Source organism: Viscerimonas tarda, from assembly GCF_054601255.1.
Genome location: NZ_BAAHWV010000019.1, coordinates 13,655 through 28,301, shown reverse-complemented (window position 1 = coordinate 28,301; position 14,647 = coordinate 13,655). Strand labels below are relative to the sequence as shown.

General features: G+C 44.1%; 9 protein-coding genes. 3 read left to right on the top strand and 6 right to left on the bottom strand.

All coding sequences use genetic code 11. The features are described 5' to 3' along the window. Positions 1-254: 254 nt before the first annotated feature. Positions 255-1,631: a right-handed parallel beta-helix repeat-containing protein gene (locus ACYPWY_RS09620; RefSeq protein WP_459685317.1), complete on the bottom strand. Its 1,377-nt coding sequence runs from the start codon at positions 1,629-1,631 to the stop codon at positions 255-257. A 38-nt stretch (positions 1,632-1,669) separates the two neighbouring features. Continuing rightward, positions 1,670-3,193: a right-handed parallel beta-helix repeat-containing protein gene (locus tag ACYPWY_RS09615; protein WP_459685316.1), complete on the bottom strand. Its 1,524-nt coding sequence runs from the start codon at positions 3,191-3,193 to the stop codon at positions 1,670-1,672. Between the two features lie 637 nt (positions 3,194-3,830). Between ACYPWY_RS09615 and ACYPWY_RS09610 the strand changes: the two genes are divergently transcribed. The 3 genes from ACYPWY_RS09610 (at position 3,831) to ACYPWY_RS09600 (ending at position 10,649) form a co-directional block, all read left to right on the top strand. Then, a complete protein-coding gene (locus ACYPWY_RS09610) occupies positions 3,831-6,032 on the top strand; it encodes a beta-glucosidase (protein WP_459685315.1) in 2,202 nt (733 codons plus the stop codon). A 310-nt stretch (positions 6,033-6,342) separates the two neighbouring features. Continuing rightward, positions 6,343-8,028 (top strand): energy-dependent translational throttle protein EttA, encoded by a 1,686-nt coding sequence (gene ettA, locus ACYPWY_RS09605; RefSeq protein ID WP_459685314.1) that lies wholly within the window; start codon positions 6,343-6,345, stop codon positions 8,026-8,028. Between the two features lie 77 nt (positions 8,029-8,105). Then, positions 8,106-10,649, top strand: coding sequence for a DUF5686 and carboxypeptidase-like regulatory domain-containing protein (locus ACYPWY_RS09600; protein ID WP_459685313.1), 2,544 nt, complete (start codon positions 8,106-8,108; stop codon positions 10,647-10,649). Between the two features lie 4 nt (positions 10,650-10,653). Here the strand turns inward: ACYPWY_RS09600 and ACYPWY_RS09595 are convergent, their stop codons facing one another. The 4 genes from ACYPWY_RS09595 to metK form a co-directional block, all read right to left on the bottom strand. Beyond that, on the bottom strand, positions 10,654-11,346 hold the full coding sequence (locus ACYPWY_RS09595) for a M48 family metallopeptidase (protein WP_459685312.1): 693 nt from the start codon (positions 11,344-11,346) through the stop codon (positions 10,654-10,656). Positions 11,347-11,535: 189 nt separating this feature from the next. Continuing rightward, entirely contained in the window at positions 11,536-12,294 is a 759-nt protein-coding gene (locus ACYPWY_RS09590) for a uroporphyrinogen-III synthase (RefSeq protein ID WP_459685311.1), read from the bottom strand. After that, on the bottom strand, positions 12,291-13,169 hold the full coding sequence (locus ACYPWY_RS09585; protein WP_459685310.1) for a DUF4271 domain-containing protein: 879 nt from the start codon (positions 13,167-13,169) through the stop codon (positions 12,291-12,293). Before ACYPWY_RS09585 ends, ACYPWY_RS09590 begins: the two co-directional genes overlap by 4 nt. A gap of 66 nt (positions 13,170-13,235) precedes the next feature. Next, positions 13,236-14,504 (bottom strand): methionine adenosyltransferase, encoded by a 1,269-nt coding sequence (metK, locus tag ACYPWY_RS09580; RefSeq protein WP_459685309.1) that lies wholly within the window; start codon positions 14,502-14,504, stop codon positions 13,236-13,238. Between the last annotated feature and the right edge of the window lie 143 nt (positions 14,505-14,647).

Below are 14,647 nucleotides of genomic sequence, written 5' to 3'. Positions count from 1 at the left end.
AATGCACGGGGTTTTGTGCCATGCTTGGGGGATTGCGGGCGGAGCCCGCAATGACAGCAATAGAAAGAGGCTGTTTCAAAAGAACGCAAATTACGCAGATTACGCGAATTATCACAATTTATATACTGTTTAAAATCAGTCAATTCATAAAATTATTTGCGCGAATTCGCGTAATCTGCGTAATTTGCGTTCAAAAATACGTTCGAGACAGCCTCTACATTATTCTCATTATTCACATTGGCATATTATTCCCATTATTTATACTCAGAATACCCCAAATCGGGCGCGCTGCCTTTGAAGGGGAAACCTGTGTCAACACCTTTGTCAATCAACTGGCTGGTAGCGGAGGGTTTCAAGAAATCAATATCGGGCAGACTGCCGTCGGCTTGGCGTGGAAGTGTAAGTTGGCTCACGTCTATGCTTCGGAAATCGGAGTTGCTTAGTGTAAATGTGCTGAAATCCCACGAATTGTTTTGCACCTTACTTTCGGCATAGTTGATATTGGAGATATGACTGTCTGCCGTACGCGGGCTGTACGACACATTATTTTTGATATTATGCCCGTATCCGGCTACATCCACAGCGGTGTTGGCATCTTTCCTGCAAATCATATTGTAATTTGACGGATTGCGATAGGATGTATTGTTGTAAAAATCTATTCCGCCCAGATGGTGATTGGCATAAAAACCCTGTGCCTTGTTTTCTACAGCCAGACAAAAACGCACCACATTGCGCGGAATTACCGCAGGTGGCGTGGCAGTGGCTTTCATCCCATAACCACCCGATTTGAAGCCCGCGCCATTGCCCAGCGAAGCGCCCGTAGTAGAATAACCGTTGTAGAACGACCAGCAATTTTCAAAGGTAAAACCTGCTTTGGAATTTATCAGGTCAAAGCCATCATCGCTGTTGTACCATGCCCGGCATCCGCGAAACACAGTACCTGTATCGGTCTGGCTGTGATACATGTGTCCGCCGAAACCATCGCTGTTGCCGCCTTTTTTATCGCCCGACACACTATCCCAGTTATTGTACGAATCGCAGTTCAGCGCCAGGTTGTTTTGTCCCTGCTCTATCCAGAATCCGGTGGCCATACCATCGTGTGCTGCAAGGTTTTCGTAAATATTGTAACTGCCGTTGATATTGGCAAAACACCACGAATTTGTGGGCGTAGTAACAGTAACCTGCGTTCCGATAACTTCAAAATTTCGGAAATGCAGGTAAGAGGCATTTACAAAAAACGACACCATCCAATAATTGGCCGGTTTAACATCCGACATATCAAACACCGGACGTTCGCCCGGGTAGCCGAAATAGCAAATACGCTTCGCAGCAGTACCGCTTTTGTCGAATTTGAAAATGCAGGCCAGATTGGCTTTGTGATTCGTAATGCGGGTAGTGGAAGGAATATATTCCATTATCTGGCTTTCGGTGAGGTGATATACACCGCTGCGAATATACACGGTGTCGCCTGCCGTAACCACACTTTGGGCTTTGCTAAGCGTGGCATAAGGCTTTGTAATGCTACCTGCATGGCTGTCGTTGCCGGTGGTGGCAACATAATAGTTGCGTGCAGATGCCAAAAAAGCAGCTACAAAAAATAGAAATGTAAGAACGAATTGTTTTGTTGTCATAATATAGTAAATATCAGTTGTTTCCGTGTGCTAATATATTATTTGTTCCATATTTTAGAAACACTCAGCGAATTGTCTGTGTAAATAGTGCGGCAAATAAGTAAGCCGCTCGATTTTCCAGTAGCCTTTTTTCCTGTAATGTCGTAATATTCACGCGATAGAATCTCTTTATCCGAATCCTTATCAAGGATTGCGCTTTCGATTGCCGCCGGTATCTGATATTCGGCATAACCCAAATCGGGCGCGCTGCCAGCGAACGGAAAACCTAAGTCAACGCCTTTGTCAATCAACTTGCTTCCGGCTTTCGGCTTCAAAAAGTCAATATCGGGCAAACTGCCGTCGGCTTTGCGCGGAGCCGACAATTGTGCGGCATCAATGCTTTCAAAATCGGGATTACCCAAGCTTAAAGACAAGGTAAACGAGTTGTTCATTACTTCACTTTCGGCTGTATTTATATTCGCAACATGATTGTTGGCAGTTCTTGGAAGATATGATACATTGTTTTTGAGAGTATGACCATAACCTGCCACATCCACGGGGGTAGCATCGGTTGCATTTTTCCGGTTTACCATCTCATAATTGACTGGATTCTGGTAACTGGTGTTGTTTACGAAATCAACTCCGCCCAAATGATGGTTGGCGTATATTCCCCTGTTTTTGTTGTAGTAAGCCAAACAGAACCGAACAACATGCCGGGGTATAACAGTAGGAACTTTTGGCGATGCCGACATGCCATAACCACCGGCTTTAATTCCGGTGCCATCGCCCAAGGATGCGTTAGTTGTGGAATAACCATTGCGCCAGGCCCAACAATTTTCGATAGTATAAGCGGCATGGGCGCTGATCAGGTCGAAGCCGTCATCGCTATTGTACCATGCCCTGCAACCACGGAATACGTTTCCGGTATAGGAGGCGGAATTGGGGTGTCCGCCAAAACCATCGGTATTTCCACCTTTCTTGTTTTCGGAAACATCATCCCAATTGTTGTAGGCATCGCAGTTGAGTACCAAATTATTACTACCTTTTGTCAGATAAAAACCGATAGCTTTGCCATCGTGCATCGACAAATTTTCATACACACAATTGTTGCCGCCCTCGTGGTGGAAGCATTCCGATTGGGTGTGGTCGAGAATAGTTACTTGTGTGCCTACGACCTCAAAATTTTTGAAATGCAGATACGAACCGCTCACAAAAAACACATATACGCGGTAATCAGCAGGCTTTACATCCGACAAATCGAATACCGGTCGCTCGCCCGGATAGCCGAAATAGCAGATTCTTTTGGATGCAGTACCGCTTTTATCAAGTTTGAACACCCGCGCAAAAATGCCCGAATATTCCATCACCTGACTTGTGGCAATGCGATATACACCGCCGCGAATATACACCGTATCGCCTGCTACCACTTGGCTTTGAGCTTTATTGAGGGTAGCATACGGAGATGTTATCGCACCGGTATTTGTGTCGCTACCATCTGTTGCTATATAATAATTTTTCGACATGAGTGCCGGTAACGAGCAAATGCATAAAAGAATAAAGAGACATAGTAACTGTTTTTTCATGGGGTATAAGTGTGTTTGTTATTAATCCGAATTTCACAACGTAAATATATATGTAATTACTAAATTAGCAAATTAAATAATTGATATAATAACTGTGTTTTATGATAAAATAATTTAATGAGAATAATGAACTCGTATGATACAGATGTGGCACGCCACGTCTCTACAATCTTGTCTTTGCGGGCTTGACCCGCAATCTCCCAGTTTATTATTCTTATTATTCACATTGGCATATTATGGCAAACGCATGAAAAATTTTACTGCTTATACCTTTCGGTAAAGTTGCTGATATGAGCAGGAGATTCCTCCCTTTGGTCGGAATGACTCGCCTATTAGTGGTTTAAGGGATGAGGAAGTGGCGGCGAAGCCGCCACTTCCTCATCCCCTCTCCCAAAAAGGAGACAGTCATTCCGACCAAAGGGAGGAATCTCATTCGTAATGTGGTACTAAATTTTTTCAAGGTTTGCCATGTCTGATAATTAGTTGTATGTTAAAAATAGAATCCGTGTTTATCTGTATTTTCCGTGTATTCTGTGTGCTAATTTTAATTACCACATTATTCTCATCATCCACATTGGATTTCCCGGTTTTTTATCCTATTTTTACCAACAGATAATTTAAACTAAATCTTCGTCCCATGAAAAAAATTATTTATCTTGCTGTGTTTATGCTTATTGCCGTAAACATCAACAGCCAAAACAAATCTCTGGCTGTCTATTTGGATGAATCGAAAAATATAGAAGAACGGGTGGAAGATGCCCTGAAACGGCTGACTCTGGAAGAAAAAATAGCCCTGATACATGCGCAATCCAAGTTCAGCACACCGGGTTGCCCGCGGTTGGGTATTCCCGAAATATGGATGAGCGACGGGCCTCACGGCGTACGCATGGAAATAGAATGGGACAGCTGGAAACATGCCGGTTGGTCGAACGATGCCTGTACCGCTTTTCCGGCCTTGACTTGTCTGGCGGCAACATTCAACCCCGGGCTTTCGCTTCAATATGGCAACGCTATCGGCGAAGAAGCCCGTTTCAGAAAGAAAGATGTGATGCTTGGCCCGGGCGTAAATATCTACCGCACACCCTTGAATGGTCGTAATTTTGAATACATGGGCGAAGACCCTTATCTGTCGTCCAGAATGGTTGTACCTTATATTCAGGGGGTTCAACAAAATGGCGTGGCGGCTTGCCTCAAGCATTTTGCGCTGAATAATCAGGAAGTGTGGCGCGACCACATTGATGTGCAGGTGAGCGACAGAGCCTTGTACGAGATATACCTGCCTGCTTTCAAAGCCGGAGTTACAGAGGGGCATACCTGGTCGATAATGGGTGCATACAACAAATTCCGTGGGCAACATTGCTGCCATAACGATATACTGCTCAATAAAATACTGAAAACCGAATGGAAGTTCGACGGCGCCGTTATCACCGATTGGGGTGGCGCTCACAATGCGCGCGAAGCAGCTTTCAACGGCCTTGATATAGAAATGGGCACATGGACAAACGGCCTCACCACAGGTCTCAACTCGGCTTACGACAACTACTACATGGCGCAACCGCTTTTGAAACTGATAAAGAGCGGCGAAGCGCCCGAATCGGAATTGAACGACAAAGTCCGCCGTGTGCTGCGACTCAATTTCAGGACAAACATGGACAGGAGCCGCCCGTATGGCAGTCTTGCAACCGCCGAACATGCTGCTGTGGCACGGGCGATTGCCGAAGAAGGAATTGTGTTGCTGAAAAATACCAACGCCTTTTTTCCCATACCAAAGGGGAAGTACAAAAAAATAGCCGTAATTGGCGAAAATGCCACTCGTCCGTTGACAACAGGCGGAGGCTCCTCCGAATTGAAGGCCAAAAAGGAAGTCTCGCCCCTCGAAGGACTTCAGGCGAGGTATGGAACCGAACAGATTGTTTACACAATGGGCTATGCTTCGGGCGCAACCTCGTATGATAAAGTGAAGGCTCCTACTCAAAATACCGATTCGTTGAAACGCAAAGCCATTGAACTGGCGAAAGAGGCCGATGTGGTACTGTTTTTCGGCGGACTGAACAAAAATCATCATCAGGACAGCGAAGGCGGCGACCGAATCAGCTACAATCTCCCCTTCGGACAGGACGAATTGATACAGGAACTGCTAAGCGTCAATAAAAACCTGGGGCTGATTATTATTAGCGGTAATGCCGTTGCCATGCCCTGGATAGACAAGGTGCCCGCGTTAATGCAATCGTGGTATTTGGGTTCGGAAGCGGGGAACGCAACAGCCCGCGTTATTGCAGGCGATGTGAATCCCTCGGGAAAATTACCGTTCAGCATTCCGAAGAAATTGGAAGATAACGCCGCTCATTCTTTTGGCGCCCTGTCCTACCCGGGCGATAGCATAAAGCAGGTTTACATGGAAGATATTCTGGTGGGATACCGTTGGCACGACACCAAAAAAATAGCGCCGCTCTTCCCGTTTGGTTATGGCCTCTCCTACACCACATTCGATTACGGCAAGCTGAACGCCGATAAAAAAGAATACGGCAAGGATGATGAAATAAAGCTATCATTCACGCTCAGCAACAAAGGACAGGTTGACGGAGCAGAGGTGGTGCAGATTTATACCAGTCAGGCAAAACCCTCGGCGCTGCGACCGGTAAAGGAATTAAAAGCTTTCCGCAAAGTATTCCTGAAAGCAGGCGAAAGCAAAACCGTCGAAATCCCCGTAAAAGTGCAGGATTTGGCCTTTTTTGACGACAAACAACACAGCTGGGTAGTAGAATCCGACAAGTTCAGCATTCATTGTGCCGCATCGGCAGGCGATGTGAAAAGCTCGGTGGTGGTGAAGATAGATTAATTAATGTGAATAATATGCCAATGAGAATAATGTAGGGGCGCGATTAATCGCGCCCTTGCCATTATCGGCTATTTGTCATTGCGGGCTCCGACCCGCAATCTCCTAACCATCATGCATGAAATTCACGGCAACGGGCGAATAATGATTCGCCCCTACGTTCAAAATGCGGTGGACATCACCCCCAAAAAAAGCAACGCACGCGTTGCTACTGCATTATTCTAATCATTCACATTGGCACATTATTCTCATTATTCTTGACACTTGCAACTAAAATGCTATCTTTGTACCTCTAAATTATAAGTTATAAAATATGGCTGACGATAAAAAAATAATATTTTCGATGATTGGGGTAAGTAAGACTTATCCACCTCAGAAACAAGTTTTAAAGAACATTTACCTGTCGTTTTTTTACGGCGCAAAGATTGGTATTATCGGGTTGAATGGCTCGGGGAAATCAAGTTTATTGAAGATAATCGCCGGAATAGACAAAGAATTTCAGGGCGAAATTGTCTCCGATAAAGGATACTCGGTGGGCTACCTCGAACAAGACCCCCAGCTCGACCCTGCAAAAACAGTCAAGGAAATCGTACAGGAAGGCGTGCAGCCAATTGTTGATATACTGAAAGAGTACGAAGAAATAAACGAAAAGTTTGCTTTGCCGGAATATTACGAAGATGCCGGCAAAATGGACGCCCTCTTCGCCCGTCAGGCCGAACTGCAAGACAAGATAGACGCCAGCGATGCCTGGAATCTGGACAACAAGCTCGAACGGGCAATGGACGCCCTGCGCTGTCCGCCGGAAGATGCATTGGCCGAGCGCCTCTCGGGAGGAGAACGCCGCCGCGTGGCGCTTTGCCGCCTGCTTCTTCAGGAACCGGATGTTTTGTTGCTGGATGAGCCGACCAACCACTTGGATGCCGAATCCATCGACTGGCTCGAACAGCATTTGCAACAATACAGCGGAACGGTTATTTGTATCACCCACGACCGCTACTTCCTGGACCATGTTGCCGGTTGGATTCTTGAACTCGACCGTGGCGAAGGTATTCCGTGGAAAGGAAATTATACCTCGTGGCTGGAGCAAAAAACCAAACGCATGGAACAGGAAGAAAAGCAAGCCAGCAAACGCCGGAAAACCCTCGAACGTGAGTTGGATTGGGTGAGAATGGCGCCCAAAGCACGACAGGCCAAAGGCAAAGCGCGTTTGAACGATTACGAACGCTTGTTGAACGCCGACCAGAAAGAAAGAGAAGAAAAACTCGAAATATTTATTCCCAACGGACCCCGTTTGGGCAACAAGGTTATCGAAGCCCTGGATGTAGCTAAAGCTTTCGGCGACAAGCTTTTGTTCGACAAACTGAACTTTGCTCTTCCGCCCAATGGCATTGTGGGAATTATAGGCCCCAATGGAGCCGGAAAAACAACGCTCTTCCGCCTGATACAAGGAATGGAAACACCCGACAAAGGCGTTTTTGAAGTAGGCGATACCGTAAAAACAGCCTACGTTGACCAAGCGCACGAGTCCATCGACCCCAATAAAACGGTTTATCAGGTAGTATCCGAAGGAACCGAATTTATCAGGGTGGGCGGCAAGGAAATTAACTCCCGCGCTTATTTGTCGCGCTTTAATTTTGCCGGAGCCGACCAGGAGAAATTGTGCGGCGTATTGTCCGGCGGCGAAAGAAACCGCCTGCATCTGGCGCTCACGCTAAAATCGGAAGCCAACGTGTTGTTGCTCGACGAACCGACCAATGACATTGACGTAAATACGCTTCGTGCATTGGAAGAAGGGCTGGAAAACTTTGCCGGATGCGCCGTTGTTATCTCGCACGACCGCTGGTTTCTCGACCGTATCTGTACACATATTCTGGCTTTTGAGGGAAATTCCGAAGTATTTTATTTTGAGGGTTCGTACAGCGAGTACGAAGAAAATAAAAAAGCCCGTCTGGGCAATGTAGAACCTAAACGGGTGCGATACAGAAAGCTGACAGACTAAAAGCCCGCTCGTCAACCCGCAACAACAGTTCTTCATTTGAATCTGTTATTGATGAATAAATTTTTTTTGAGAGAAAAATGCTAAGAAAAATTATATTTCTATACATCTTATCTTTACTATTCTGCAATAACATACACGCGCAGGTTACAACAGCTATACAAGGTACGGTAAAAGATTCCATTACCGGCGCCCCCATACCTTATGCCACCGTGCGTTTCGAGGGTTCAATCGTAGGCGAACTGACGGACGATGCCGGTAAGTACCGGATAAGAAACCGGACGGAGAAAAATGTCGTTGTGTTTTCGCTGATGGGCTACCTTAGCAAAGAGGTAACTATACCGGTCGGACAAGTTACCCAGATGAATGTACTGCTTGTGCCCGAGGGCGTCAGTCTCGACGAGGTGGTCGTGCGCCCCGGCAAAGAAAAATATTCAAAAGAAAACAATCCGGCTGTTGACCTGATAAAGAAGGTCATCGAGCATAAAAACGATATGCTCATCGCCAATCAGGATTATTACAAAAGCGATGAATACGACCGGATATTCTTCGCATTCAACGAATTCGACCCCAATCAACTGCTTTTTAAGAATTTCAAATTCCTGCACAAATACGAGACAAAATCGAAAATAAACGGCAAACCAATTCTTCCGTTCTCGGTGAGGGAAACACTTTCGGAAGTATATTACCGAAAAAAACCGAAAGGGACAAGAACCGTAATCACAGCCTATCAGAACGAAGGTTTAGATCAGGAACTTGATACGGAAGCCATCAATACCATCGTGTCTAAAACCTTTGCAGACGTATCAATCACCGACAACAACATCAACATGCTTTACCGGGACTTTGTGGGGCCTCTAAGCTCTACGAACTCGGTCGATTTTTATAAGTGGTATTTAATAGATACGGTAACAATCGACAGTGCACGCTATGTAAACCTGGGATTTGTACCCTTCAATACCCGGGATATTGGTTTTTCGGGAAATCTGTATATAACCACCGACTCTACCTACGCCATTAAACGAATATTGATGCGGGTTCCGACTAAAATAAACATGAACTTCATAGAGTCGATGATGCTGGAACAGGAGTTTGAACAAAAAGCTCCCAACTTGTGGATACCCACCAAATATACCACCTCGATGGAGTTTTCGCTTTTCGATACCTTCAAATTTTATGTCGAGAAAGTTAAAACATTCAGCAATTTTAGTTTTAACGAACCGGTAGATGCCATTTTCCTTAATCCTGCCCCCGAAATACGCTTATCGGGATACAACAAGCACAACGAGGCATACTGGAAAAATAACCGTCCCGAGGTTTTCAACAACGACTATAACATGGATGATATGATGCACGAACTGATGGCCGATAAAACAGTCAGTCAGATAGGTAAAATTGCCAACATCATCTCTTCGGGCTACATAGCAACATCCAAAGACCCCGACAAAAATAAAATAGACATTGGAACCGTTGAAACGCTTTACAGCTATAATAATCTGGAGGGAAACAGGTTACGATTGACGGGCGCTACAACCAGAAATCTGCATAAACACCTTTTTCTTTACGGATATTTTGCATACGGTTTTAAAGATGGCAAACCAAAATATATGGGAGAGGCTACTTGGGCTTTCAACCACAAAAACTACCACAAAAATGAGTTTCCGAACAACAACTTGTCTATTTCGTACAAGTACGATGTGGCAGCCTTGGGTCAGCAATTTTTGCAAGCCGAGAGGGACAATATTCTTTTGTCGATAAGTAACAGATCCAGAACGGCAAAATTGGCATACGACCAAGCCAGCCAAATTTCGTACATCAAAGAATATTACAGTGGCTTTTCTTTCAATATTTACGCCATAACCCACAATCAGAAACCGGCGATGAATATTACATTTGAGAAACAAAACGACCTGCTGCATAAATTGGACACCGTTCGCAACCTCCGAACCTCCGAAGTAATGCTGATGCTGCGATATGCTCCGAACGAAAAATTCTTTCAGCGAAGAAGGCTCAGGCAAACCCTTCCGACTAAAGGATTTATCTACAATTTTTCATTCTTAAAAGGATTCGAGAATCTATTGGGAGGGCAATACAATTACACCAAGCTGTATTTGTCAATTGATAAAGAAATGTGGGTGGCGCCTTACGGTAAAATTTACTCCTCGGTGAAGGGAGAGCGAATTTTCGGGAAAGTTCCCTACCCTCTTCTGGTGTCGGCCAACGCCAATAATTCCATCACCCTCCAAAACGGCTCGTTCAATTTACTGAATCCGCTCGAATTTATAAACGATATACAACTCTCGTGGAATGTGAAGTACAAGATGGGAGGCTGGCTCTTTAACCGGATTCCCGTGGTAAGAAGTTTTAAATGGCGGGAGGTTTTTGAGTTCAGCGGCTTTACCGGCAGTTTGTCGAGGAAGAATAATCCGCTATATAACAGGGACTTAATGCTGTTTCCCGAAGATTCTTACTCCATGACGAATATGCCCTATATGGAGTTTAATGTTGGTGTAGAAAATATATTAAAATTCTTTCGTATCGACTATGTCCGAAGGTTGAATTACCTCGATCACCCCGGTATCAACAAAGAGGGTGTCCGTATAAATTTCAGTCTTAATTTTTAGCGATTTACCACATTGCTTTACTGATTTTCAGCTCTTTAGTCAGTTCTCTCGCCTTGTTGCCTGTAACTTTATCCAGCAGCGCCCAGAATCTGTCTCCGTGATTCATTTCCAGGGTATGACATAGCTCGTGAAGTATCACAAACTCAACGAGATGCAGCGGCTGAATCAATAGAAAGAAAGATAGATTTATGCTTTTCCGGGACGAACAACTGCCCCAGCGGGTCTTGCTGTTGTTAATCTTGACAGCGGTATAATTGAATCCGTACTTTTTGGCGAGTAATTCAACTTTAGAAGGCAAAATCCTCTTCGCTTCTGCCCGAAAGACGGATTCGATATAATTCCTTATCATTCCCTGGACTTCCTCTTTTTCAAAATCGGTAGTTTCGGGACAAGAGATAACCAGCATCCCATCTTTTAAGCTGCCATGATAAGTCTGTAGCTTGTGCCTAGTTATAAGAAGTTTGAACGAAAGTGTTTCCAGCTGGGTAGTTTCGTTAAAAATAAAAGCCTTTTTCGGCTCGAAATCAAGCAATTGTGGCTTCAATTCTTCAAAAAGCCGCTTAATTGTATCTGTTGAATAATGGGGCGGAACCGTGAGGAAAATGTGCCCGTCCTTGTACCTCGCTATCATGCGTTTCGAACGGCTATTCCGGCGCACAAGCACACACCCTAAATCCTTATCGGTAAAACCTTCCACCAGTCTTTAATTAGCAAATTTAAAAATGAGATAATTAGCAAATTCTATGAGGCTGTGTCATAAGTCTCTTTTTTGCATTTGTCATTGCAGGCTCCGACCCGCAATCTCCTCTACAACCCGTCAGGTTAAGGCTTTCAGCCTTAGCCTAACGGACAATTCTTATATGAACTCACGCTAATTTGCTAATTACTATTTCTTCTTCTGATTTTCTTTCAGGAAAATTTCCAGGGCTGCCGCCATTGATGGAATTTCGGGGAGAGGCGCTTCGCAGTCGAGCCTCAGGCCTGCATCGTGCACCGCTTTGGCTGTGGTGGCGCCAAAACATCCTATGGCAATATCTCCCTGTTTAAAGTCGGGACAATTTTTGAATAAAGACGCTATTCCTGCCGGACTGAAAAACACCAACATGTCGTACTTTTCAATATCTTCCTGTACAATGGAGTTGCTAACCGTGCGATACATCACCGAATTGGTATAATTAATCGACTTCTGATCCAATATCACAGTCAGTTCGTCGCTGTGAACATCGGATACGGGCATCAGAAATTTTTCTTTATTGTGTTTTGTTAATGGCGTTGCCAATCCGGCCATTTTACCTGTCGCGCTGAAAAATATTTTACGCTTGCGATAAATAATGTATTTTTGGAGATACAGCGCCACCGCCTCCGAAATACAAAAATACTTCATCGATTCGGGCATCGTAACACGAAGTTCTTCGCACAACCTGAAAAAATGGTCGATAGCTACTTTTGCAGTGAAAACTATTGCCGTATAATCTAAAATATTTATCCTTTGCTGCCTGAATTCCTTAGCATCAATTCCTTCAACTTTAATAAACGGATTAAAGTCTATCTCCAAACCATATTTTTCGGCCAAATCGAAATAGGGCGATTTCTCCGTATTTGGTTTAGGTTGTGATATTAATATTTTTTTAATCTTAAAAGTCATAACAAACTGATTATGTCTATTTTAAATAAATGTAACAATCCCCCGTACAACAAAAAATAAGGAATTATTTCCACGTTGCAAAGGTAGGCAATCGAAAATAAAAAATTAACGTTCTGCCGGAAAAAAAAGACACCGGTTTTGTAAATTATTATTAATCGCGAAATCACGAACAACACAATCAGGAAACCGATTAAGACTTCGTGGTAATAACTTGAGTAAACTAAAAGCAGAACAGGAATAAAAGCGAGCAATCCCACGATTTCCAGGACAACCAGATGGCCTCTTATAAACATTTTGATGTCATCCTGAATTTCGAAAAGATAGCCTACAAACTTGTAGAAAAGGAACATACCCATTCCGAATAAAAAAATGACCAACATAAACACAAGTATAATCAAAAAGCTATTCGGGGGGATGTAGGTCGTATCCTGTTTGGTGAACAAGGCAAAAAGCGAGATGGATGCCAACAGCACAAACTGGAAAATCAAGATAAAATTATACCCAAACTCCGAGGCGGTTGTTTTATTTAACTGATTGACAATCTTTCGTGTCGAAAAAGCGAAAGATAGATTTTCTTTAAAAAAGAGAATCCCGCCCTTGTATATGTAGGCCAATAACAAGAAGCAGAGCAACAATAGCGAAAATATTCCATCTATTTGTTCCAGCGAGAAAAACGGCTTAATTCCGTCATGGTTTTCGGCCGGTCTCACTGTTATAGTTTCGTTCTGAGACTGAAGCGAGTCTATCGAAAAAAACAGCTCCTTATCCCAATACTTTTTATCGAGCAATTGGATTTCAGGTATTGACAAATTTTCTATCAATACATGCTTTCCACAATAGTTCGTCGTATCGTATGTTATAGAGTCTGTTTCCACAATTTACACGAAATTCAATAAACGAGGCTGTCTCAAAATTTTTGACACAGCCTCATTCTATTCTGATTACAAGCCGAATGCTTTCTTTATGGGCTCAACAAAATCGAGTTTTTCCCAGGTAAACAGTTCCACTTCTACTTTTAGCGTATCGGGGCTATAGCGCGATTTGAAGCTTTTTGTTACCACCTCATTTTTTCGTCCCATGTGCCCGTATGCTGCGGTTTCCGAATAAATAGGGTTCCTCAGTTTAAGGCGTTCTTCTATTGCTTTCGGTCGCATGTCGAACAATTGATCCACTTTGCGTGCAATATCGCCGTCGGCTAGCTGTACGTTGCTTTTACCAAATGTATTCACATAAATGTTCATTGGTCTGGCCACGCCAATAGCATACGAAACCTGCACCAGTACTTCGGAAGAAACGCCGGCAGCTACCAGATTTTTAGCAATATGGCGAGCCGCATAAGCAGCCGAACGATCGACTTTCGATGGGTCTTTTCCCGAGAATGCGCCTCCACCGTGCGCTCCTTTTCCGCCGTAGGTGTCAACAATAATTTTCCGTCCGGTTAAACCTGTATCGCCGTGAGGGCCTCCGATAACAAATTTTCCGGTTGGATTCACGTGATAGGTTATTTCATCATTAAACAGTCCGGCAATATCTTCCCTGAATCGATAGTTTTCTTTGACGCGGGGAATCAGTATGTTAATAACGTCTGCTTTTATTTTTGCCTGCATTTCTTCGTCGCTGCCAAAGTCGTCGTGCTGTGTCGAAATCACAATCGTATCAATGCGCAAGGGTGTTCCATTGTCATCGTACTCAATTGTTACCTGCGATTTGGCGTCGGGGCGAAGGTAGGGCATCAAATGCAGTTCTTTTTTTCTTATCACGGCCAGTTCCAACAATAAAGCGTGCGATAAATCCAATGCCAGCGGCATGTAGTTGTCCGTTTCGTTTGTTGCGTAGCCAAACATCATGCCCTGGTCTCCGGCGCCCTGGTCCATGGGGTCGGTTTTTTTATCTACACCACGGTTGATGTCGTCCGATTGCTCGTGTATGGCCGACAGAACACCGCACGACTGCGCTTCAAACTGGTATTCGCTTTTGGTATATCCAATGCGTTCGATAACATTTCGCGCCACTTCCTGAACATCAATATAAGCCTGCGATTTAACTTCACCGGCCAATACAACCTGCCCTGTTGTTACCAAGGTTTCACATGCCACCTTAGAATTGGGGTCATGTGCCAGAAACTCATCCAACAATGCATCTGATATTTGATCTGCGACCTTATCCGGATGCCCTTCCGAAACGGATTCGGAGGTAAATAAATAACTCATAATTAATGTTTTAATTATTTATAAATAAGGACAGAGGTGTATGAATGCAGAATAAATGAAAAACATTTTAGCATTTTTTCATGTGGTTGCAATCAATCAAATCTATCCACAAAACTGATAGCAAAGGTACATCATTTTAATCA

Bases quoted from the DNA above. Each gene is read 5' to 3' on its own strand.
- ACYPWY_RS09620 (WP_459685317.1), bottom strand. From the start codon at position 1,631: ATGACAACAAAACAATTCGTTCTTACATTTCTATTTTTTGTAGCTGCT.
- ACYPWY_RS09615 (WP_459685316.1), bottom strand. From the start codon at position 3,193: ATGAAAAAACAGTTACTATGTCTCTTTATTCTTTTATGCATTTGCTCG.
- ACYPWY_RS09610 (WP_459685315.1), top strand. From the start codon at position 3,831: ATGAAAAAAATTATTTATCTTGCTGTGTTTATGCTTATTGCCGTAAAC.
- ettA (WP_459685314.1), top strand. From the start codon at position 6,343: ATGGCTGACGATAAAAAAATAATATTTTCGATGATTGGGGTAAGTAAG.
- ACYPWY_RS09600 (WP_459685313.1), top strand. From the start codon at position 8,106: ATGCTAAGAAAAATTATATTTCTATACATCTTATCTTTACTATTCTGC.
- ACYPWY_RS09590 (WP_459685311.1), bottom strand. From the start codon at position 12,294: ATGACTTTTAAGATTAAAAAAATATTAATATCACAACCTAAACCAAAT.
- metK (WP_459685309.1), bottom strand. From the start codon at position 14,504: ATGAGTTATTTATTTACCTCCGAATCCGTTTCGGAAGGGCATCCGGAT.